This window comes from Micromonospora sp. LA-10, from assembly GCF_051853095.1.
Taxonomy (GTDB): domain Bacteria; phylum Actinomycetota; class Actinomycetes; order Mycobacteriales; family Micromonosporaceae; genus Micromonospora; species Micromonospora echinospora_A.
Genome location: NZ_CP195710.1, coordinates 411,928 through 432,084 on the forward strand (window position 1 = coordinate 411,928; position 20,157 = coordinate 432,084).

Sequence of the window (20,157 nt, forward strand, 5' to 3'; positions counted from 1 at the left end):
GCGTACGTCGACGGCCCGCCAAGGCCCCGCCAGCAGAGTTGCGAGGGCTAGGGTGCGGCGATGGACGAGCTGAGGCACCTGTTCCGGCGCGCCGCCGACCACGCGGCCGACTACCGGCTGTCGCTGCCGGACCGGCCGGTCGGCGTACCCGTGGATCAGGCCGCGCTGACCGAGGCGTTCGCCGGTCCACTGCCGGACGCGCCCACCCCGCCCGAGCGGGTCCTCGCCGACCTGGTGGCCGCCGCCGAACCGGGCCTGGTCGCCAGCGCCGGCCCCCGCTACTTCGGCTTCGTCGTCGGCGGCGCCTCGCCCGCCGCAACCGCCGCCGACATGCTGGCCGTCGGGTGGGACCAGCTCGCGTTCAACGCGGTCACCTCCCCCGCCGCCGTGGCCGCCGAGACGGCAGCCGGGAGCTGGCTGAAGGACCTGCTGGGCATCCCGGCCACAGCGTCAGTCGGCTTCGTCACCGGAGCGCAGGCGGCGAACACCGCCGGGCTCGCCGCCGCCCGCCACCAGGTCCTCGCCGACGCCGGCTGGGACGTGGAACGGCGCGGCCTGTCCGGCGCGCCGGCGGTGCGCGTGTTCGCCGGGGCCGAACGGCACGCCACCATCGACAGGTCGCTGCGCCTGCTCGGCCTCGGCACCGACGTGCTGCGCCTGGTGCCGGCCGGCCCGCAGGGCACCATCGACCCGGACGCCCTGGAAGCCGCGCTGCGCGACGCCGGTCCCGGACCGACAGTCGTCTGCCTGCAAGCGGGCAACGTGAACACCGGCGCGTGCGACGACCTGCGCCGCGCCTGCGACCTGGTCCACCGGTACGGCGGCTGGGCGCACGTGGACGGCGCGTTCGGACTGTGGGCGGCTGCCAGCCCGTCGACCCGGCACCTGGTCGACGGGCTGGAGAACGCCGACTCGTGGGCCTGCGACGGCCACAAGTGGCTGAACCTGCCGTACGACAGCGCGTTCGCGTTCTGCGCCCGGCCCGACGCGCACGCGGCGGCCATGTCGCTCACGGCCGCGTACCTCGTGGGTTCCGGTGGTGTGCCCGCGGGCGCTGACCTGACCGCGGAGTCCTCGCGCCGCGCCCGTGGTTTCGCGGTCTGGGCGGGCCTGCGGGAGCTGGGCCGCGACGGCGTCGCCGCGCTGGTGGAGCGGTGCTGCGCCCTGGCGCGCCGGTTCGCCGACGGGCTCGCCGAAGCCGGGTTCGAGGTGGTGAACGACGTGGTGCTCAACCAGGTGCTGGTCGGCTTCGGCGACGACGCGCGCACCGACCGGCTGGTGGACGCAGTCCAGGCCGACGGGACGTGCTGGGTCGGCGGGACGACGTGGCGGGGACGGCGGCTGATGCGGATCTCCGTGTCGAACGCGACCACGACGGAGGCGGACGTGGACCGGTCGGTGGCGGCCATCATCCGGGTGGCCCACCGGGACGGCGGCGACATGGTTCACTGAGGACAGTTACCGGCCGCGGCGGCAGTTGCCGGGCCGAACCGCTTCACATGCCTCGGCGGGGCACACACGCATCGCGATCGGTTGGTAGCGTGGCGCTGCCGCAGTCCCCTGGGGAGGGTCAACATGTGGGCGGACGAGGCCGCGCTGGACGCGGCGGCACGCCGGCTCGACGAGTGGGAGTCGTCGCTCGCCGACCGGGCGGCACGGGCCCGCGACCTGTCCGCCCGCACCCAGACGCTGACCGGCACCGCGCGCAGCGCCGACGGGCTGGTCGAGGTCACCGTCGACTCGTCCGGGCTGCTCGCCGACCTGCGGCTGGACGATCGCGTCCGGCAGCACTCCGCCGCACACACCGCCCGGCAGATTCTCGCCGTCACCCGGGACGCCCGCGCCGACCTGCTGCGACGGCTCACCGAGGCCACCACCGCGGCACTCGGCGCGGACGACTCGGCCGGGCAGGCGATCGTCGAGTCCCACCAGCGGCGGCTCGGCCCCGACCAGGGCACGCCGGATGCCGCCCGGTGACGGCCTCCAGGTCGACCCGGACGACCTGACCGCGCACGCCGCACACCTCGGCCGCTGCGCCGACAGCATCGACACCGCCCGGCAGGCCGGCCAGCACGTCCGCCTGGGCGCCGACGCGTACGGGCAGCTCTGCGCGATCATGCCGGTCCTGCTCGACGGTCTCCAACGGACGCTCACAGACGGCATCGGCACCGCCGCCACGTCGGTCCGCGACACCGCCGGGAAGCTGCGGTCGAGCGCCGAGCGCTACCGCGCCTCCGACGCGCACGCCGCCGACCTGCTCGACCGGGTACGGCAGCGGCGGTGACCACGAACCCGCTGGTCGCCGTTGCGGCGGACACCGGGCCGAGCCCGTGGGCCGGCGTGTGGATCTGCGAGGACATCGAACTCATCGCCCAGGGCGTCCGCACCGGCAGCTGGATCGACGGCAGCCTCGGCGTCGTCAGCGCCGGCCTCGACGCGCTCGCCCTGATGTCCGACCCGGCCGGAGCCCTCCTCCAGTACGGCATCGCCTGGCTCATCGAACACGTCAAGCCGCTCAGCGAAGCCCTCGACTGGCTCGCCGGCGACCCCGCCGAGATCACCGCGCACGCGCAGACCTGGCGCAACGTCGCCGCCTCGCTGCGCGAGGACGCCGCCGACCTGGCCCACGCCGTCCGTACCGAGGTCGCCGGCTGGACCGGCGCCGCCGCCACCGGCTACCGCCGCTGGGCAGGCGAACAGCAGCAGGCAATCACCGGGCTCGCGCAGGGCGCCGAGGCCATGGCCGCGATCACCGAGGGCGCCGCCGGCCTGGTCGCGGCCGTGCGGCTGCTGGTCCGCGACGCCATCGCCGCCTGCGTGTCCCGCCTGATCGTGTACGCGGCCGAACTGGTCGCCACGGCGGGGTTGGCGACGCCGCTCGTGGTGGAGCAGGTGACGACGACGGTGGCGTCGTGGGCGGCGCGGATCGGGAGGTTGTTGCGGGGGTTGCTGGCGAGTCTGCGGCGGCTGATGCCGGAGATGCGGCGGCTCGGCGACCTGATCGGCAAGCTCAGGGAGGCGCTGACTCGCTTGCGCCGCCAACCATCCGAGTCGCGTCCGCCGCGCGACGGGGACCCACCCCAGACCCCACACGACCCCGATGCCCCCGACTTCCGCAATCCGGAGATGGACACCAGGAAGATCACCGGATACGCAATGAACCCGGAGCACCCCGTCGGCAAGAACAAGTATCGGGTCATCAACGCGGCCACTGGACTCGGCCCCGACGACGCCGCGGTCATCGAACAGCAGATTCGCGAGGGTGTGCGAAGAGGAATGCCGATCGCGGGCAAGACGGACCGATATGGCCGACGCTGGTCCGTCGATCTCCCACTGACCGGCCCGTCGGGAACTATCCTGGTACGGACCGCCTGGATCGTCGAGCTCGACACTTCCGCGCCGCGCCTCGTCACCATCTCGTTTCCACCCAAGCAAGGATGATCGTGGACCTGTACGACCTGGTAGAACTCAGGGACGCCGTGCCCGAGGAGAACCTTCCCGCCGGAGCGGTCGGCACGATTGTTCACGTATTCCAGCGGCCCGACCTCGCTTACGAGGTGGAGTTTGCCGATCAGGAGGGTCGGACCGTCAGCACTCTGGCCCTCACACCGGACAAGATCCAGCAGGTCGACACCACTAGGGCCGACTAGCAGTCGCCAACTGGTCCGAAGGGTGAGGAAGTACGGCCGCCGACCTCATCGTTCTGCACGCTCTCCGCCTCGATGCCGGGGTTACGACTACGAGTTGCGCGAGGTTCAGAGAGGCGACATGGGCATGATGGTGGCCGCCCGGCGGATCGACGCTCCGGCGGACGAGGTGCATTACGCGTTCGGTTTCGAGGACCGGTTCGACCGCATCCTCGTCATCGACCCGCACACCTTGCTGGCGCGAGTCGAGCACGGCGACTTCAATGCCGCCGCCAGCGCGATCACCGCAAAGATCGTCGACGCCTGGCTCGACCAGGGCGATTTTCCGCAACGGATGCTCTTCGCGAGCTAGCTAGCCTTCGTCGCGCACGCCACACTGCAACCAGACCCGCACACTCTCGACCACCTCTGTCCTCCCGCCGAGCGCATCTCGAAGCTCGACGGCGAAGCACTCGCGCTTCTGTTCGGTCGGCAGATGTTCGGCCGACATGGCGGAGAAGACGCCGCCCACCATGTCGTCGACCGTGAGCGGTGCCTCGTACAGCACCGCCGTCTCCTCGTACCGATATCCGGCACCCACGAGCGCCTCCCGGTTGCGCCGCCGCCCGTCCTCGTCGGTCTGACATCTTCCGGTGCACGGGTGACCGACCATCCGCTCCAGGCGCCGACCCTCCGCCCGCCGAGCAGCCGGGACAACGCGGGCAGGTCACTGTCGCTGCCGAGCACCCACGTGGCGTTGGCCCTGCCCTGGTCGAGGGCGGTTCGCCGGGCGAGCGCCAGCATGTCCGGTTCCGGGTCGATGCCGATGACCATGCCCACCCGCTCGGCCAGCGGAAGGGTCAACTGACCGGTGCCGCAGCCGAGGTCGACCACCGTGTCGTCGGCGCCGAGACGGAACGCTGCCGCCAGGGCGTCGAGCACCTCGGGCGGATAGCCGCGCCGATGCCGTGCGTAGTAGGTCGCCACCTCACCGCCGAAGCCCGTCGCCATGCCGGCAGCCTGCCCGCCGCGGCCGTCACAAGGCCAGCGGTTCTGCTCAGGGCACGTCCCGAAAACGCCTCGGCCAAAGCGCCTGCCCCCCGTGCGAGCTACCCGCAAGTGTCCACCGCGCGGTGACGTTTCCCGGCCTGCGAATCCATAGCGTTTCAGGTGAACCGCGGCGCTCCGGCCGCGAACCTCTCGAAGGAAACGTCATGCGCGTGGTGAAGCAGTTCCTGGCCGTCGTCGCGGTCAGTCTCGTCGGTAGCCGGGCGGTCCTCGCGGTACAGGACAACGCCTGGTTCAGCCTGATCCTCGGCGTCGCGACCGCCGCGGCCGCGATCCTGGTGTACGGGTGGGTGGTGCGCCGCACCGAACGCCGCGAGGTTACCGAGTTGGCCCGGGACGGCGCGGCCGCAAGGCTCAATCGCGGGGTGCTGATCGGTTTCGCCATGTTCGCGGCGGTCATCGTGAACATCGCCCTCATGGGCGGTTACCACGTACACGGTCTCGGCTCGGTGTCCGGCGCGGTGGGCATCTTCGGGTTAATGGCCGCCGCGGCGGTGACCGAGGAGCTGATGTTCCGCGGCCTGCTGTTCCGCCTGGTCGAGGAACGGCTCGGTACGTGGCTGTCGCTGCTGTTGACCGGCGTACTGTTCGGCCTGATGCACCTGCTGAACCCGGACGCCAGCCTGTGGGGCGCGACAGCCATCGCGATCGAGGCCGGGTTCATGCTGGCGGCCTGCTACGCCGCGACCCGCAACCTGTGGGTGCCGATCGGCCTGCACTTCGGCTGGAACTTCGCCGCCGGCGGCGTCTTCAGCGTCGTCGTCTCCGGCAACGGCGACTCAGCGGGGCTGCTTGATGCCAGCACGTCGGGTTCGATGCTGCTTAGCGGCGGCGACTTCGGTCCGGAGGGCAGCCTCTACACGGTGGCGGCCGGGGCCGCGCTCACAGTTGTCTTCCTCTGGCTGGCCCACCGCCGCGGCCACATCGTGACGCGCCGCCGCCGCACGGCCGAGGCGCCGGCGGAGAGCGTTACGGTCTCCTGATGATCACCCGACGGATGTTCCCGGACTCGTGGCGGCGCTGGCCCGTCACGGTCCGGGATCTCCCGCTCGCGCTGGTGATCGCGCTCGCGTCGGTGACCCCACCGCTGCGTGGCATCGGTACGCAGCTCGGCGACCTGCCCGCGCGGCCGTTCGACGCGCTCATAGTGGTGGTGATCGCCCTGGAGTGCCTTCCGCTGGCACTGCGCCGCAACCGTCCGGCGCTGTCGCTCGCCCTGGTGTCGCTCGGCTTCGCGATCGACCAGGTACGCGCGTACCACACCTTCGCGGGCACCGCGCTCGCCATCGCCCTGCTGAGCGCGGGCGCCCACCTGGACCGCGGCCGCCGTACTGCGGTGCTCGCCGGCTCCCTCGCGTACGCCGGACTTGCCGTCATCCTGGACCGGCAGGGGTCGACCGAGGGTGTGGTCGGCTTCACCACGTTCTACCTGCTGCTGGCGCTCGCCTGGGGCGCCGGGTCGTGGCTGCGGCAGAACCGCCTCGCCGAGGCCGAACGCCGCCGGCACGTCGCCGAGACCGCCCGCGCCGCCGAACGCTCGCGCATCGCCGGTGAACTCCACGACGTGGTGACCCACCACGTGACGGCCATGGTGGTGCAGGCCGAGGCGGCCCGCTACCTGACCGCCGCGCCCGACCGCCTCGACACCACGCTGACTGCCATCACCGACACCGGCCGCCGCGCCATCGGTGACCTGCGGCTGCTGCTCGACGTGCTCAACCCCGACCACGGTACGGAGCCACGCGCCCCGTCGGTCGGCGAACTGCACACCCTCGTGGAGCAGACCCGGCAGGCCGGGCAACCAGTCGAGTTCACGCAGCAGGGCACCCCGGCGGAGGTGACCGGCGGCGCGGAGGTGGCCGCGTACCGGGTGGTGCAGGAGGCGCTGACGAACGCCCTCAAACACGCACACGGCCGCCCCACCGCTGTGCACGTACACCATGGCGACCGGGAGATCACGGTGGAGATCAGCACGGACGGCCCCGGCACGCGCACCGCGGGTCCGGGCGGAAGCGGACGCGGCCTCGCCGGGCTGCGCGAACGCGTCACGGTGCTCGGCGGCGAGTTCGACGCCGGGCCTCGGGCCGGCGGCGGCTTCGTGGTCCGCGCGCGCATCCCCACCGGAAGCGCGTCGTGACCGCGCCGATCCGGGTGCTGATCTGCGACGACCAGGCGCTGATCCGTACCGGATTCACCACCATCATCGACGCGCAGCCGGACATGACCGCGGTGGGCGAGTGCGGCGACGGCCGCGCCGCTGTCGACCTCGCCGCCCGCCTGCGGCCCGACGTGGTGGTGATGGACGTACGCATGCCGGTGCTCGACGGCATCAAGGCGACCCGCCTGCTGGCCGGCGCGGGCGTCGCCCACCCGGTCAAGGTGCTGGTGGTGACGACGTTCAACCTCGACGAGTACGTCTACGAGGCGCTGCGCGCCGGCGCGAGCGGGTTCCTGCTCAAGGACGCCCCGCCGGCGCAGCTGCTGCACGGCATCCGCACCGTCGCCTCCGGCGCCGCGCTGCTCGCGCCGGAGGTGACGCGGCAGCTCGTCGGCCGATACGCGGCGCGGATCCGCCCGGCCGAGGGCACGCCGGCGGATGTGGGGCTGACGCCGCGTGAGCTGGAGGTGCTGCGGCTGATCGCCGACGGGCTGTCGAACAGCGAGATCGCGGCGCGGCTGGTGATCAGTCAGGAGACGGTGAAGACGTACGTATCGCGGATCCTGACGAAGCTGGACCTGCGGGACCGGGTGCAGGCGGTGGTGTACGCGTACCGCACCGGCCTGGTCACCTGAGCGCGTGTCAGACTGCCCGCGTGGACGACTTGACGGCCCGCGTACGGGCGTTCGCGGAGGAACGTGACTGGCAGCAGTTCCACACGCCGAAGAACCTCGCGATGGCACTCGCCGGCGAGGTCGGGGAGTTGATCGCCGAGTTCCAGTGGCTGACCCCGGAGCAGGCCGCCACGGTGATGGACGACCGCGAGGCGGGCGCACGTGTGCGGGCGGAGATCGGCGACGTCATGATCTACCTGACGAGGCTGGCGGACGTCCTCGGCATCGACCTGGAGGAGGCCGCACTCACCAAGCTGGCCGAGGTCGCGGTCCGCTATCCCGCCGACGACGTCAGGGGCTCCGCGGCCAAGCGGTAGCAGGGCGTGCCATGCGGATGATCTCTCCGCTACAGTCCACCCGTACAAGCGCGTAACGACGGGCTTCCGGTCGTCGCCGGACACGCCCCCATGCGCACGATCATTTCGTGCTGCCCGGGGGCAAGTCGTGTCAGCCTTTCGCACCTCCGCCGACGGACTTCTGCGCTACGCGGCCGGTGGCGCCCTCGCCGACCGGATCGCGGAGCACATCGGGCACAACGTGAGCGCCTCCGAACGGCGGTCCTGGGAGCGGAGTCTGCCGGTGCTCGCCCAGGATCTCGCCGACGCGGGTCTGGGGCAGGTCGAGATGCTGGTGGAGTACCAGCTCCCGCTGACCAGCAAGCGGATCGACGTCGTCCTCGCCGGAACACATCCCAAGACGGCCGAGGACTCCTACGTCGTGGTCGAGTTGAAGCAGTGGTCCCGGGTCGAGTCGTACGAGGAATCCGACAGCCTGGTCCTGGTCGAGCACGCCGCCGCCCCTCGGCTGCATCCGGGCGTGCAGGTCGAGGACTACTGCGAGTACCTCGCGGACTTCCTCGGCGTGCTCGCCCATTCGGGCAACCCGATCGTCGGGGCCGCCTACCTGCACAACGCCGTCGACCGCGACGTCGACGACCTGTTCGGCCGCCGGCCGACGGAGCAGAGCCGGATCTTCACCAAGCAGCGCCGCGGCCAGTTCCTCGACTATCTCCGCAGCCACCTGGCGCCCGGCTCCGGCGCGGCCGCCGCTGACCGCTTCCTCACCAGTTCGGTACGCCCGAGCAAGCACCTGCTCTCCTACGCCGCCGCCGAGCTGAAGGACCGGTCCCACTTCACCCTGCTCGACGAACAACGTCTGGCGTACGAGCTGGTGCTGCACGCCGTGGAGCGTGCGCGCAGCGCCGACCGCAAGTCGGTAGTGGTCGTGGCCGGTGGGCCGGGCAGCGGCAAGAGCGTCATCGCGTTGTCGGTGCTCGGCGAACTGGCCCGGCAGCAGCGCTCGGTCATGCACGTGACGGGCTCCCGCTCGTTCACCCAGACGCTGCGGCGTTACGCGGGCAAGGGTTCGACCCGGCTGAAGAACCTGTTCGGCTACTTCAACAGCTTCATGACCGCCGAGCGCAACGGCCTCGACGTGCTGATCTGCGACGAGGCTCACCGGATCCGGGAGACGTCGGTCAACCGGTTCACCCCGAAGGCGAAGCGGGACCGTGCCCGGCCGCAGATCGACGAACTCATCGCCGCCGCCCGGGTGCCGGTCTTCCTGCTCGACGAGCACCAGGTGGTCAAGCCGGGCGAGCTGGGGAACGTCGAGGTCATCTCCACGTACGCGAAGCAGCTGAACCTGGACGTCGAGGTGGTGTCGCTGCACGACCAGTTCCGGTGCGGCGGCAGCGAGGCGTACGAGGAATGGGTTGTCGACCTGCTCGGCCTCGACGGCGGCAAGCCGTCGGTGTGGGCCGGAGACGGACGCTTCGACCTGCGGCTGGCCGATTCGCCCGAGGAGATGGAGGCGTTCCTGGCCGCGAAGCAGGCGGCCGGGGAGACGGCGCGGATGTCGGCCGGGTACTGCTGGAAGTGGAGCGACCCGCTACCGGACGACTCCCTGGTCCCCGACGTGCGGATCGGCGGCTGGGCGCGGCCCTGGAACGTCAAGAGCGACCGCAGCGTCGGTGACGCGCCCGGCAGCGCGTTCTGGGCCACCGATCCGCACGGTTTCGGCCAGGTGGGCTGCGTCTACACCGCTCAGGGCTTCGAGTACGAGTGGTCCGGTGTCATCCTCGGAACCGACCTCGTGGCGCGGGACGGTCGGCTCGTCACCCGGCGGGCGGAGTCGAAGGATCCCTCGTTCCGCAGCACGAAGACGCTCAGCGACGCGGAGGCGGACCGTCTGATCCGCAACACCTACAAGGTGCTGATGACGCGAGGCATGCGCGGCACGATCCTGTACTCGACGGACGCCGAGACCAGGGCGTGGCTCGGCTCGCTGGTCCGCGTGAAGCGTGGTCTCGAGACGGTCTACGAGCCGAGCGGCGGCTGAGACCCCCGGAGGGGCAAGCTGGTTCGATCACCCGCCCTGTTCGGCATGCGGCACCGGGTACGCGACCGCGCGGTGGACCCGGCGGGTCACCAGTCGCGGGCCCAGTCCGGCGGCGGTACGACGGCGAGCTGCGGCTCCCCGCTGATCGGCTCCAGCGCGTGCACGATCCGCAGGTCCCCGTCGGCGGCGGCGTCCTCATCGGTCAGCACCCGCCCGCTGCTGCCGTCGGTGCTGACCAGCAGCCACCGGTCGGGGTGGATGCTGCCGTCGTCGACGAGCGCCCGTACGCCGAAGGTCCGGGCGAGGGTGACGGCGAGGTCCCGCTCGCCCTGGCCGGTGGCGTCGAGGAGTTCGGTGTCGCCGGTCAGGATCCAGCCGAAGCCCTCGTCCTCGTCGGGCGGTGTCAGCATCGCCACCGGGCGCGGGTCGTCCACGGCGCGGTCCTCGATCCGCCCGACGTAGACGGCTTCCGGCGCGACGCCGTACTCCTGGTGCAGGAAGCGGCGCAGGGCGTCCGCCGGCAGCTCGCCCTCGAAGTGGATCTGGTACTGCACCTTCTACTCCTGGTAGCTCTTGTGTTTGCGGAAGACCTCCAGCGCACGTTCCTGCGCCGCCTCGGTCAGGAACGGGTTGCGGGCCATCGCGGCCTTCGCCTTGTCGATGTCGCCGCCAGCGGCAATGTACTCCTTCAGCGCGCCGTACTCGGCGCGGTTCAACTGCACCAGGCCGGGTCCGGCTTCGGGGAAGACGGTGCCGGTCGGCTCGACGGCGTAGGTCCGCCCGTTCACCTCGTACCGCTGGCGGTTCGGGTCCCAGGTGGCCCGGCCGGCGGCGATGTCGTCGAGGTCCTTCTGCACGTCGGTGCCGGGCAGGACGACGGTGTTGACCTCTTTGGAGGGGTTCTTCGGGCGGATGCTGTCGAGGTTGTGCCGGGGGTGCGGCGGCTTGAGGGGGATCTTCCCGGCCGGCCCGGGGACGGCTCTGCGGGCGGCTTCGGCGGCGTCGTCGGCGACCTCCCCGCCGACCTGCTTCGCCTCGCGCATCGACGCCGCGGCGGCCTTGGCGATCAGGCCGGAGGCGGCGTCCCCGGACGCCTTCCGGCCCCGCCTACCCAAGGACGATCTCCAGTGCCTGGTCGATCAGGATGTCGATGGCGATGTCGGTGAGCTTCTTGAACAGCGGGACCTCCAGCAGCGACGCGCCGAACGTCGGGCCGGCCGTGGCGATGGCCTGTGCGATCGCGATGATCAGCAGGGTCAGCTGCACGATGACGTTGATCTTCAACGCGAGGACGGCGATGGCGCAGACGATCAGCGCGGCGCCGACCGCGCGGGCGCCGAGACCGAGCCCGGCGAGCACCTCCCTGGCCGACTCCGGGTCGTCCCACTGGGCCCGGAAGGCGTCCAGCGCCATGCCGTGGCTGCCGGACAGGGCCTGCACAGCCGCGGCGGCGCTGGCGGCGACGCCGTCGGCCTGCGCGCCGAACGCGATCCAGCTCTGGCCGAGCGCGAACAGCGATTCCTCGTCGCTCTCCGGCCAGGTGTAGCCGAGTTCGTTGAGCAGGGCGGACAGCTCGCCCGGGATCTGGATGCCCATCGCGGCTCAGACCAGCCGGCGGAACAGGTCGGCGTTGTCGCTCTCGATCCGGTCGTACGCGTCCGCCATCCGCACCAGGCCGTCGCCGAATCCGGTGAGCGCCGTGACGACCGAGGTGACTGATCGTTCGGCGATGCCGAAGGCGCCCTGGTAGGAGGCGCCGATGAGGCCGCCGACGTCGTCGCCGCCGAAGATGTCGCCCATGGCGGCGGCCCCGGTGGTGAGTTCGCGCCACTGCGCATCGAGCTGGTCGGCGACGGCGCGTACGCCGGTGCCGGCCGCGCGTACCTGCTCCGGGTCGACGTCCAGCGGCTTCATCGGCGGGGCTCCTGAAGCAGCGCCACGACGTCGCGCAGCGCGTGGCTCATCTGCGTCATCTGGCGGATCGAGCGGTCCTGGACCACCTCGAGGTTCTGTGCCAGCGCGTCGAGATCGGCGGACTGCTCGCTGTCGCGCCGATGGTTGCGCAGGTCGTCCAGGGCCGCGTTGACCGCCGACGTCACGTGCTCGGCCAGTTCAGCGGCGGGCAGCCGCATGAGTCGCGGCTCGATCACCAGGGTGTCGAACCGGCCGTCGGTGATGGTGGCCGAGACCATGCCGTCGGCGGCGGTGCCCGTACCGGTCGCGGTCTGCGCCGCTTCCGGTTCGGCGGGGCCGGCGCCGCCCGACCGGACCACCTCGAGCGCCCGCCGGGCCTCGGTGAGCAGACCGTCCAGGTTCGACACTTCACGTTCGCTCGCCACGACACGGCAAGATACCAGCCCGGCACGGTCGGTGAGGGCCCCGAACGTGGCACGACGGCCGCCCGGGGACTGCGTGATTAGTCACCGTGTAGTTGGCTCGTCGGCATGGCCCGCATCGCGTACCACGACGCCGACGCCGAAGCGTTCGCCGCGACCCGGCACCTCACCGACGACGGCCTCACCGCCTGGCGGTCAGCCGTCACCCGCCACCTCGCCCCGCGTCCCGGCATTCGGCTGCTCGACCTGGGCGCCGGCACGGGCAGCTGGGCCCGCGTCTTCACCTCCTGGTTTCCCGGCGTCGACGTGGTCGCGGTCGAGCCGTCGGCGGCGATGCGCGCCCGGTGCGCGTTCGCGCCGCTCGTCGCGGGCGACGCCGCCCACCTTCCGCTGGCCGCCGGCAGCGTCGACGGCGCGTGGCTGTCCACCGTCGTCCACCACGTACCCGATCTGGCCGGGGCGGCACGTGAGCTGCGCCGGGTGGTGCGGCCGGGCGCGCCGGTGCTCATCCGGTCCGCGTTCGCCGGCCGCCACGAGGCGATCACGCTGTTCCGGTACTTTCCGGAGGCGGTGCGGGTGCTCGACACGTTCCCGAGCGTCGCCGAGGTCGAGGCCGCTTTCCTGGACGCCGGCTTCAGCACCGCGGTGGTCGAGCAGGTCCCGCAGGTCACCGCGCTGTCGTTGCGGGAGGCGGCGGCCGGGCTGCGCCGGGAGGCGCACACGCCGCTTCAGCTCATCACCGACGACGAGTACGCCGCGGGCGTGCGACGGTTGCGTGCGGCGGCGCAGGTGGACGTCGGGCCGGTCGTGGACGCGCTGGACCTGCTGGTGCTGCGCTGACAGGGGCATCGTGCGGCCGTCGGCGCCGGTTAGGGTGAGGCGTGGGTCTTCGTGAGTGGACGGTCGTCGGTGCGCCGTCGAGCGCCGGCGCGCACACCCCCGGTGTCGAGCGTGCCCCGGCCGCTCTACGCGCCGCCGGCCTGCTCGACCGCTTGGGCACCGACGTCGAGGACTCCGGTGACGTGCCGGGCTTCCGGTGGCGGCCCGATCCGGCGTACCCGAGGGGTCAGAACGCGGGCGCGGTGGCCGCCGTCGCCTCGGCGGTGGCCGACCGGGTCGCGGCGGCGCTGCGCCGGGGGCGCGCGCCGCTGGTGCTCGGCGGCGACTGCACCGTGACGGTCGGCCTGGTCGCCGGGTGCGCGCGGGCCGGGATGTCGCCCGCGCTAGTGTACGTGGACGGCGGGCCGGATCTGTACACGCCGGTGACCCGCGCGAACGGCAACCTGGACGCGATGGGGCTCGCGCACATGCTGGGCCTGCCGGGGACGCTGCCCGAGGTGGCGGGCGTCGGGCCGGTGACGCCGCTGCTGTCCCCGCAGCGGGTGGTGGTGTACGGCGACTCGCTGCCGCCCGGTGACCACGAGTTCGATCTGGTGGCGGAGCTGGGGCTGGCCTACGTGCCGGCCGACGAGGTGCACGCGGACGCGCGGGCGGCGGCGCGGCGGGCCCGGTCGGTGGCCGAGGGCGCGGCCGACAGGTTCGTGGTGCACTTCGACGTGGACGTGCTGCGTTTCGTGGACGCGCCGCTGGCGGACGTGCCGGAGCCGTCCGGGCTGAGCCTGGACGAGGCGGCGGCCACGCTGGCCGAGCTGGTGGCGAGCCCGCGCTTCGCCGGGTTGTCGGTCACCGAGATCAACCCGGATCATCTGCCGGACGACGAGCTGCTCCCCCGTTTCGCCGGCGTGCTGGCCGGGGCGCTGACCGGCCGCTAGGCGGTTTCCGCGAGGTGCAGCGGCAGCACCTTCGCGGCGCTCACCGCCAGTTCGCGGTCGAGCACCTCGTCGCGGGGCACGAAGACCATCGCCTGACCCTCGCCGAGCACCACATCCTCCTGCCGGGCGTCGGTGGCGCCGCGGAACACGTACACGGTGACGGTGTGCGCGAAGCCGTCCTCGTGCGGGCGGGGGCCGCTCCACAGCAGGTGCAGCTCACCGGCGGTCAGTCCGGTCTCCTCGCGTAGCTCGCGGCGGGCGGCCTGCTCCGGTGTCTCGCCGGGTTCGATGCTGCCGCCGGGCAGGCTCCACTGGTACGGGGAGACGGGCGCGTTGCCGTCGCGGTGCTGCATGAGGATCGCGCCGGTCGGGTCGACGAGCAGGACGAGAGCGACGTCGTAGCTGGCCACGACCCGAGCATGCCATGCGTCACCCAACTTTCGTCCACGAGCGACGAAAGTTCTTTCAGCGTCAATGAAAGCTATAGACATATCGACATGGCTTTTGTAGCGTCGGCCGCAGGCGATGACGTTTCGCCCCCACTCCTCCCACCTCCCGGCGTGGCGTCCCGCCGTGCCCGCATTAGTCCGCGAAGGAGTACCTGCCCGACCCGTCCCCAGCAAGGAGAGGCAGTTGACCAGACGACTCGCGCTCGCCGTGGCCACTCTCACCGCCACGGCCCTCGTCGCCACCCCCACCGTCGCCACCGCCGCGCCGGGCGCCGCCGCACCGCCGCCGGACAGCGACTTCCAGAAGGTCACCCTCAACGACAGCCCCGGTGAGCCGATGGATCTGGCGGTCCTGCCCGACCGCCGGGTGCTGCACGTGACCCGCGCCGGCGAGGTCTGGCTGCACAACCCGGCCACCGGCCGCAACACGATCGCCGCCACGCTCGACGTCTACCGCCATGACGAGGAGGGCCTGCAGAACGTCGCCGTCGACCCGAACTTCGGGCGGGGCGGCAACAACTGGGTCTACCTCTACTACTCGCCGCCGATGAACACGCCCGTCGACGACCCGGCCACGCCCGGCGTCAACGAGGGCGACGCGCCCGGCTGGGGCACCGCGGAGGACTTCGCGCCGTTCGCCGGCGTGCTGCGGCTGTCCCGGTTCCGGCTGGTCAAGGACAAGCTCGACCTGCGTACCGAGCAGAAAATCCTGGACGTGCCGGTGGACCGGGGCATCTGCTGCCACGTCGGCGGCGACATCGTCTTCGACGCCAAGGGCAACCTCTACCTGTCCACCGGCGACGACACCAACCCGTTCGAGTCCGGCGGCTACACGCCGATCGACGAGCGGCCCGGCCGCAACCCGGCGTACGACGCGCAGCGCACCTCGGCCAACACCAACGACCTGCGCGGCAAGATCCTGCGCATCCGGGTGGGGTCGAACGGGTCGTACACGGTTCCGGACGGCAACCTGTTCCGCCGGGGCACGCCGGCCACCCGCCCGGAGATCTACCTGATGGGCCTGCGCAACCCGTTCCGCATCGAGCTGAACCGGGCCACCGGCGAGCTGTACGTGGCGGACTACTCCCCCGACGCGCGCGCCGCCGACCCGAACCGTGGGCCGTCCGGGCACGGCAAGTGGCTCGCCACCCGCAAGCCCGGCAACTTCGGCTGGCCGTACTGCGCCACCGACGCGCTGCCCTACGTCGACTACGACTTCGCCACCGGGCAGTCCGGCGCGCCGTTCAACTGCGCCGCGCCGGTCAACGAGTCACCGCACAACACCGGGCTGCGCGAGCTGCCGCCGGTGCAGAAGCCGCAGGTGGCGTACACCTATGGCATCTCGCCGCAGTTCCCGGAACTCGGCGACGGCGGCATCGGCCCGATGGCCGGCCCGGCGTACGAGTTCGACCGCCGCGCCACCCGGGGCCGTACCGCGGTGGCCTGGCCGTCGTACTACGACGGGTTGCCGCTGTTCCACGAGTGGACCCGCGACTACGTCAAGGCGTTCCGGCAGGACGCCCGCGGCGCGGTGACCGGGATCGAGCCGGTGCTGCCCTCGGTGGTCTTCGACAACCCGATGGACCTGGAGTTCGGCCCGGACGGCGCGCTCTACGTGCTGGAGTACGGCGACGGCTACTTCAGTGAGAACCCGGACGCGCAGCTCGCCCGGATCGATCACATCGGCTTCACCGGCAACCACACGCCGGTGCCGCAGGCGTCGGCGACGCCCACCGCCGGGGTGGCCCCGCTGACAGTCAGCTTCTCCAGCGCGGGCACGACCGACGCCGACGGCGACGCGCTGCGCTACGAGTGGTACCTGGACGACGACGACCGGGTGGACTCGCGCGCGCCGAACCCGACGTTCACCTACCGGGAGAACGGCCTGTACCGGGCCACGCTGAAGGTCACCGACCGGGTCGGCCGGTCCGCGTCCACCGAGGTGCGGATCGCGGTCGGCAACGCCACGCCGGTGGTGGAGCTGGTCAACCCGGTCGAGGGTCAGCCGTTCTCCTTCGGCGACACGGTGAGCTTCGAGGTGCGGGTCACCGACGACCAGCCGGTGGACTGCGCCCGCGTCACCGTCACCTACATCCTCGGCCACGACAGCCACGGCCACCCGCAGACCACCGCCAGCGGCTGCACCGGCTCGATCACCACCACGGTGCCGGAGGGCCACGACCCGGAGACCGACAACCTCACCGGCGTCTTCGTCGCCAGCTACACCGACACCGGCAGCGACGGCCTGCCCGCGCTGACCGGTACCGACCAGGTCGTCCTGGTCCCGTCCGCCTGACCTCGGAAGGAGTACGACCATGTGCTACGGATATGACGGACACGCCGCGCTGGAGCAGTCGCTGGACCGGCGTGGCCTGCTGCGCGGCTCCCTTGCCGCCCTCGCCGGCGTCGGCCTGGCCACCGGGCTGGGCGCGACGGCGGCGCAGGCCGGCGGCGGGCATCACCACGGCCGGCGTCCGGTGCCGAAGGAGATGATCAGCCTCCAGCTCTGGACGGTCCGCGACGCGCTCAACGGCTCACCCGGTTACGACGCCACGCTGGCGCACCTGGCCCGCATCGGCTACCCCCGGGTGGAGCTGGCGCTCGGCTACTTCGGGCGTACCGCGCGGGAACTGCGCCGGTTCCTGGACCGCATCGGCATCAAGGCCAGCTCCAGCCACGACGGCATCGCCGCCGACGCCGCCGGGCTGGAGCAGAAGATCGCGAACGCCCGTACGCTGGGCCAGCGGTTCATGGTGGTGCCGTACCTGAACTCCGACCGCGAGGACGACTGGAAGCGCTGGGCGGAGCAGATGAACGTGGAGGCCGCCGCGGCGCGCAAGGCGGGCCTGCGGTACGGCTACCACAACCACGCGCACGAGTTCACCATCGACTTCGGCAACGGCCGGCGGCCGTGGGACGTGCTGACCGAGGAACTCGACCCGCGCCTGGTGCACCTGGAGATCGACATCTACTGGGCGGTGACCGGCGGCATCAACTCCGGCGACGGCGTCGCCGACCCGGAGGGCTTCACGCTCGACGTGATCCGCTCGGCGCCGCAACGGGTACTGCAGTACCACGTCAAGGACCGCGATCCGGCCACCGGCGACATGGCCGACCTGGGCACCGGGATGATCGACTTCGCCCGGATCTTCCGCGGGCACCAGGTGCTGGAGTACATCGTGGAGAACGACACGCCGGACGTGACGCCGCAGCAGACCGCCGAGGTCGGCTACCGCTACCTGCGCCGCCTGCGGTTCTGACGCGCGTGCGTACCCGCCGGGGCCGGCCCACCGCCGGCCTCGGCGGGCGCACGACCGCCGTCGGACGTGACACGCTCGGCACGGGGTCACGCACCGACCGAGGGGGTACGCGATGACCGAGGAGCCGGACGACGTCCACTATGACCGCCTCTACCGGGACACCGAGCGCCCGCCGTGGGAGATCGGCGGCCCGCAGCCGGCGCTCGCCGCGGTCCTCGACACCGGGGTACGCGGGCCGCGCGTGCTCGACGTCGGCTGCGGCACCGGGGAGCTGGCGCTCGAGCTGGCCCGCCGCGGCCTCGACGTGACGGGTGTCGACCTCTCGCCGGTGGCGATCGGTCAGGCGCGGGCCCGGGCCGCCGAGGCGGGACTGCCGGTGCGCTTCGAGGTGTGCGACGCCACGGCGATCCCGGTGCCGCCGACGCCGTACGACTCGGTGTTCGACTCCGGGCTGCTGCACTCCCTGGACCGGCGGGGCGCCGCCGTACGCGAGACTACCTGGCGTTGCTGCCGCGCCTGACCGCGCCCGGCGGCGCCGTGTTCGTACTGGCGGTGTCGCCGGAGGCGGGCCAGGGCTGGGGCCTGGACGCCGGCACGCTGCGCGCGGCGTTTCCGGAGCCGCTCTGGACGCACGTGACGGTCGAGCCGATCGACGTGCTCGCGAAGGTCGAGGGCGCGGACCTGCGGCTGGCCGGCAACCTGCTGCGCGCCACCCGCTCCCCCGCCGGCCCGTAGCGCGTCCGGTGGAACGCCGTGGGTGTCTCCGGGCCCGGATGACACACGTGGCGTTCCACCCAACGGCGAGCGGCGAGCGGCGTCAGCGACGCCAGTGCTGGCGTGGGGCGTAGCCCTCGCGGCGCAGCCAGTGCTCGGTGTAGACGATCCGATCGGCCTCGATCACGACGAGCGGGTCCTCGGGCGGCTCGGCCAGTGACCGGCCGCGCTCGGCGTGCTCGTTCTCCCAGCGGAACGCCGCCCAGTAGTGGGCGCGGTCGGGATGCTCGGGGCCGAGCACCCGGGCGGTGCCGAACACCTGCGCGCCGCGGCTGCTGGCCAGTCCGACGAGCGGCGCGAAGACGCCGACCGACACGCGCGGGTCGGCGGCGATGTTGCGCATCTTCGGCGAGCGCGGCGCGGCGGTGAACATCAGCGTGAAGTCCAGCGGGTAGTAGCGCACCGGCGTGGCCAGCGAGCCGTCCGGCCCGGCGGTGGCGAGCACGCACATGTTCTGCGACGACAGCAGGTTGAGGATGCGTTCGGCGAGGCGGTCCCGGTCCAGCTTCCTCGTCGGCGTCGGCCCGCTCAGCCAGGGGTTCGTCAACGGCACGGGGCGTCCTCGATCATGGCGGCACCCTACCGGCCGGGCTCAGGCGCCGACCGGCGCGGTGCTGGCCCGCAGCACCACCTCCGCGGGCAGGCGGGTGATCCGCCGGCGGCGACCCGGGTTCTCGGTGAGCGCAAGCTCCATCGCCTTCTCGCCGAGCTGCCGCAGCGGCAGCGCCACTGTGGTCAGCGGCGGGGTGAGGTCGCGGACGATCGGGATGTCGTCGAAGCCGGCCACCGAGACGTCGCCGGGCACGGACAGCCCGTGGTCGCGCAGCGCCGCGTACGCGCCGACGGCCATCACGTCGGTGAGCGCGAACACGCAGGTGGCGTCGAGCCCACGGCCGAGCAGCTCGGTCATCGCCTGGTAGCCGCCGTCGCGGGTGAACTCCGCCTCGGCCACCGCCGCCGGGGCCAGCGTCACGCCGGCGGCGGCCAGCTCGTCGCGGAACCCGCCGAACCGGTCGGCGACGGTGGTGAGTTCGGACGGGCCGGAGAGCACGGCGAAGTGGCGGTGCCCGAGGCCGAGCAGCGCGCGGGCCAGCGCGGCGGCCCCGGCCCGGTTCTCCGGCAGCACGCTGTCGACCTTCAGGTTGCGGTGCCGGCTGACCACTGCGACCCGGCCGCCGCCGTCGAGGTAGGGCGTCAGCTCTGCGGCCAGCGCGCGATCCCAGCGCGGGTCCTCGAAGCCGGAGCCGATGAGCAGGATGGCCGGGGCGCGTTCGGCGCGCAGCATCGACACGTACGCGATCTCGCGTTCCGGGTCGCGGAACGTGCTGGCGAGCATGACCAGCAGGTCGTTGTCGGCGGCGACCCGCATGACGCCGCCGGCGACGGCGGCGAAGTAGGGGTCGGTGACGTCGTGGCAGATCACGCCGACGCTGCGGTGCGACGCGCCGGCCAGCGCGCGGGCGTGGGCGTTCGGGGTGTACGCGAGCCGCGCGGCGGCGGCCAGGACGCGGTCGTGCAGGTGCGGGGTGACCCGCCGCCCGTTGAGCGCCCGGGAGGCGGTGGCCAGGGACACGTCGGCCGCTCTGGCCACGTCTTCCAGCGTCACGTGCGGCATCGATGTGTCTCCCTGCGGAACGTCTTGACCCGGTGTTCCGGCGTGGCTACGGTAGCACCCTGAAAGCGCTTACTGAAAGCGCATT

The 20,157-nt window shown here is 72.3% G+C and carries 27 protein-coding genes and 1 pseudogene; 18 read left to right on the forward strand and 10 right to left on the reverse strand.

Going from position 1 to position 20,157, the window contains the following annotated elements:
- The first annotated feature begins 60 nt into the window (after nucleotides 1-60).
- The 6 genes from ACSDG8_RS01970 (at nucleotide 61) to ACSDG8_RS01995 (ending at nucleotide 3,999) form a co-directional block, all read left to right on the forward strand.
- The gene (locus tag ACSDG8_RS01970) at nucleotides 61-1,452 is read left to right on the forward strand and encodes a pyridoxal phosphate-dependent decarboxylase family protein (protein WP_439427571.1); all 1,392 of its coding nucleotides are present in this window, start codon (nucleotides 61-63) and stop codon (nucleotides 1,450-1,452) included.
- Nucleotides 1,453-1,575: 123 nt separating this feature from the next.
- Nucleotides 1,576-1,977, forward strand: coding sequence for a YbaB/EbfC family nucleoid-associated protein (locus tag ACSDG8_RS01975; RefSeq protein WP_439427572.1), 402 nt, complete (start codon nucleotides 1,576-1,578; stop codon nucleotides 1,975-1,977).
- Nucleotides 1,964-2,284: a type VII secretion target gene (locus tag ACSDG8_RS01980; protein ID WP_274478391.1), complete on the forward strand. Its 321-nt coding sequence runs from the start codon at nucleotides 1,964-1,966 to the stop codon at nucleotides 2,282-2,284. Before ACSDG8_RS01975 ends, ACSDG8_RS01980 begins: the two co-directional genes overlap by 14 nt.
- Nucleotides 2,281-3,441 (forward strand): WXG100 family type VII secretion target, encoded by a 1,161-nt coding sequence (locus tag ACSDG8_RS01985; protein ID WP_439427573.1) that lies wholly within the window; start codon nucleotides 2,281-2,283, stop codon nucleotides 3,439-3,441. The genes ACSDG8_RS01980 and ACSDG8_RS01985 overlap by 4 nt, the downstream gene beginning before the upstream one ends.
- A 2-nt stretch (nucleotides 3,442-3,443) precedes the next feature.
- Nucleotides 3,444-3,650 (forward strand): DUF4926 domain-containing protein, encoded by a 207-nt coding sequence (locus ACSDG8_RS01990; protein WP_439427574.1) that lies wholly within the window; start codon nucleotides 3,444-3,446, stop codon nucleotides 3,648-3,650.
- Nucleotides 3,651-3,768: 118 nt separating this feature from the next.
- Nucleotides 3,769-3,999, forward strand: a complete 231-nt coding sequence (locus ACSDG8_RS01995; protein WP_439427575.1) for a hypothetical protein — start codon at nucleotides 3,769-3,771, stop codon at nucleotides 3,997-3,999.
- On the opposite strand, the gene ACSDG8_RS02000 is transcribed toward ACSDG8_RS01995, so the two are convergent.
- Nucleotides 4,000-4,194: a hypothetical protein gene (locus ACSDG8_RS02000; protein ID WP_439428085.1), complete on the reverse strand. Its 195-nt coding sequence runs from the start codon at nucleotides 4,192-4,194 to the stop codon at nucleotides 4,000-4,002.
- Between the two features lie 93 nt (nucleotides 4,195-4,287).
- Between ACSDG8_RS02000 and ACSDG8_RS02005 the strand changes: the two genes are divergently transcribed.
- The gene (locus ACSDG8_RS02005; RefSeq protein WP_439428086.1) at nucleotides 4,288-4,494 is read left to right on the forward strand and encodes a hypothetical protein; all 207 of its coding nucleotides are present in this window, start codon (nucleotides 4,288-4,290) and stop codon (nucleotides 4,492-4,494) included.
- Here ACSDG8_RS02005 and ACSDG8_RS02010 read toward each other — a convergent pair.
- A pseudogene (locus tag ACSDG8_RS02010) lies at nucleotides 4,404-4,637 on the reverse strand (class I SAM-dependent methyltransferase); the annotation flags it as partial. The gene ACSDG8_RS02005 and the pseudogene ACSDG8_RS02010 overlap by 91 nt on opposite strands.
- 203 nt (nucleotides 4,638-4,840) lie before the next feature.
- On the opposite strand from ACSDG8_RS02010, the gene ACSDG8_RS02015 reads away from it, so the two are divergent.
- The 5 genes from ACSDG8_RS02015 to ACSDG8_RS02035 all read left to right on the forward strand — a co-directional run bounded on the left by ACSDG8_RS02015 (nucleotide 4,841) and on the right by ACSDG8_RS02035 (nucleotide 9,866).
- On the forward strand, nucleotides 4,841-5,677 hold the full coding sequence (locus ACSDG8_RS02015; RefSeq protein WP_439428024.1) for a lysostaphin resistance A-like protein: 837 nt from the start codon (nucleotides 4,841-4,843) through the stop codon (nucleotides 5,675-5,677).
- Nucleotides 5,677-6,831: a sensor histidine kinase gene (locus tag ACSDG8_RS02020; RefSeq protein ID WP_439427576.1), complete on the forward strand. Its 1,155-nt coding sequence runs from the start codon at nucleotides 5,677-5,679 to the stop codon at nucleotides 6,829-6,831. The genes ACSDG8_RS02015 and ACSDG8_RS02020 overlap by 1 nt, the downstream gene beginning before the upstream one ends.
- Nucleotides 6,828-7,487, forward strand: coding sequence for a response regulator (locus ACSDG8_RS02025; RefSeq protein ID WP_439427577.1), 660 nt, complete (start codon nucleotides 6,828-6,830; stop codon nucleotides 7,485-7,487). Before ACSDG8_RS02020 ends, ACSDG8_RS02025 begins: the two co-directional genes overlap by 4 nt.
- 20 nt (nucleotides 7,488-7,507) lie before the next feature.
- Entirely contained in the window at nucleotides 7,508-7,843 is a 336-nt protein-coding gene (locus tag ACSDG8_RS02030) for a nucleotide pyrophosphohydrolase (protein ID WP_439427578.1), read from the forward strand.
- Between the two features lie 127 nt (nucleotides 7,844-7,970).
- Nucleotides 7,971-9,866 (forward strand): DNA/RNA helicase domain-containing protein, encoded by a 1,896-nt coding sequence (locus ACSDG8_RS02035; protein ID WP_439427579.1) that lies wholly within the window; start codon nucleotides 7,971-7,973, stop codon nucleotides 9,864-9,866.
- Between the two features lie 86 nt (nucleotides 9,867-9,952).
- On the opposite strand, the gene ACSDG8_RS02040 is transcribed toward ACSDG8_RS02035, so the two are convergent.
- From ACSDG8_RS02040 to ACSDG8_RS02060, 5 genes are read right to left on the reverse strand one after another with little or no spacing between them, the layout of a single operon-like run.
- Nucleotides 9,953-10,420, reverse strand: a complete 468-nt coding sequence (locus ACSDG8_RS02040) for a hypothetical protein (RefSeq protein ID WP_210898979.1) — start codon at nucleotides 10,418-10,420, stop codon at nucleotides 9,953-9,955.
- 3 nt (nucleotides 10,421-10,423) lie between these two features.
- On the reverse strand, nucleotides 10,424-10,981 hold the full coding sequence (locus ACSDG8_RS02045) for a hypothetical protein (RefSeq protein WP_210898981.1): 558 nt from the start codon (nucleotides 10,979-10,981) through the stop codon (nucleotides 10,424-10,426).
- Nucleotides 10,974-11,462 (reverse strand): hypothetical protein, encoded by a 489-nt coding sequence (locus tag ACSDG8_RS02050; protein ID WP_400321176.1) that lies wholly within the window; start codon nucleotides 11,460-11,462, stop codon nucleotides 10,974-10,976. Before ACSDG8_RS02050 ends, ACSDG8_RS02045 begins: the two co-directional genes overlap by 8 nt.
- Before the next feature lie 6 nt (nucleotides 11,463-11,468).
- On the reverse strand, nucleotides 11,469-11,780 hold the full coding sequence (locus ACSDG8_RS02055; protein ID WP_439427580.1) for a WXG100 family type VII secretion target: 312 nt from the start codon (nucleotides 11,778-11,780) through the stop codon (nucleotides 11,469-11,471).
- Nucleotides 11,777-12,205, reverse strand: a complete 429-nt coding sequence (locus ACSDG8_RS02060) for a YbaB/EbfC family nucleoid-associated protein (RefSeq protein WP_439427581.1) — start codon at nucleotides 12,203-12,205, stop codon at nucleotides 11,777-11,779. The genes ACSDG8_RS02055 and ACSDG8_RS02060 overlap by 4 nt, the downstream gene beginning before the upstream one ends.
- A gap of 105 nt (nucleotides 12,206-12,310) precedes the next feature.
- Between ACSDG8_RS02060 and ACSDG8_RS02065 the strand changes: the two genes are divergently transcribed.
- Nucleotides 12,311-13,042 (forward strand): class I SAM-dependent methyltransferase, encoded by a 732-nt coding sequence (locus ACSDG8_RS02065; protein ID WP_439427582.1) that lies wholly within the window; start codon nucleotides 12,311-12,313, stop codon nucleotides 13,040-13,042.
- A 41-nt stretch (nucleotides 13,043-13,083) separates the two neighbouring features.
- Nucleotides 13,084-13,974, forward strand: coding sequence for an arginase family protein (locus ACSDG8_RS02070; RefSeq protein WP_439427583.1), 891 nt, complete (start codon nucleotides 13,084-13,086; stop codon nucleotides 13,972-13,974).
- Here the strand turns inward: ACSDG8_RS02070 and ACSDG8_RS02075 are convergent.
- Complete coding sequence (locus tag ACSDG8_RS02075; protein WP_210898993.1) at nucleotides 13,971-14,384, reverse strand: NUDIX hydrolase; 414 nt, start codon at nucleotides 14,382-14,384, stop codon at nucleotides 13,971-13,973. The two genes, ACSDG8_RS02070 and ACSDG8_RS02075, sit on opposite strands and share 4 nt — an antisense overlap.
- Before the next feature lie 223 nt (nucleotides 14,385-14,607).
- Here ACSDG8_RS02075 and ACSDG8_RS02080 point away from each other — a divergent pair, with 223 nt between their 5' ends.
- The 4 genes from ACSDG8_RS02080 (at nucleotide 14,608) to ACSDG8_RS02095 (ending at nucleotide 18,418) form a co-directional block, all read left to right on the forward strand.
- The gene (locus ACSDG8_RS02080; protein ID WP_439427584.1) at nucleotides 14,608-16,719 is read left to right on the forward strand and encodes a PQQ-dependent sugar dehydrogenase; all 2,112 of its coding nucleotides are present in this window, start codon (nucleotides 14,608-14,610) and stop codon (nucleotides 16,717-16,719) included.
- 19 nt (nucleotides 16,720-16,738) lie between these two features.
- Nucleotides 16,739-17,683 carry a sugar phosphate isomerase/epimerase family protein gene (locus ACSDG8_RS02085; protein WP_439427585.1) on the forward strand — a complete coding sequence of 315 codons (945 nt, stop codon included), beginning with the start codon at nucleotides 16,739-16,741 and terminating at the stop codon, nucleotides 17,681-17,683.
- Nucleotides 17,684-17,795: 112 nt separating this feature from the next.
- Entirely contained in the window at nucleotides 17,796-18,203 is a 408-nt protein-coding gene (locus tag ACSDG8_RS02090) for a methyltransferase domain-containing protein (protein ID WP_439427586.1), read from the forward strand.
- Nucleotides 18,188-18,418, forward strand: coding sequence for a hypothetical protein (locus tag ACSDG8_RS02095; protein WP_439427587.1), 231 nt, complete (start codon nucleotides 18,188-18,190; stop codon nucleotides 18,416-18,418). The genes ACSDG8_RS02090 and ACSDG8_RS02095 overlap by 16 nt, the downstream gene beginning before the upstream one ends.
- Nucleotides 18,419-18,500: 82 nt before the next feature.
- On the opposite strand, the gene ACSDG8_RS02100 is transcribed toward ACSDG8_RS02095, so the two are convergent.
- Both ACSDG8_RS02100 and ACSDG8_RS02105 read right to left on the reverse strand, forming a co-directional pair.
- Nucleotides 18,501-19,010: a pyridoxamine 5'-phosphate oxidase family protein gene (locus ACSDG8_RS02100; RefSeq protein WP_439427588.1), complete on the reverse strand. Its 510-nt coding sequence runs from the start codon at nucleotides 19,008-19,010 to the stop codon at nucleotides 18,501-18,503.
- Between the two features lie 39 nt (nucleotides 19,011-19,049).
- Nucleotides 19,050-20,072 (reverse strand): LacI family DNA-binding transcriptional regulator, encoded by a 1,023-nt coding sequence (locus ACSDG8_RS02105; protein WP_439427589.1) that lies wholly within the window; start codon nucleotides 20,070-20,072, stop codon nucleotides 19,050-19,052.
- Nucleotides 20,073-20,157: the final 85 nt, after the last annotated feature.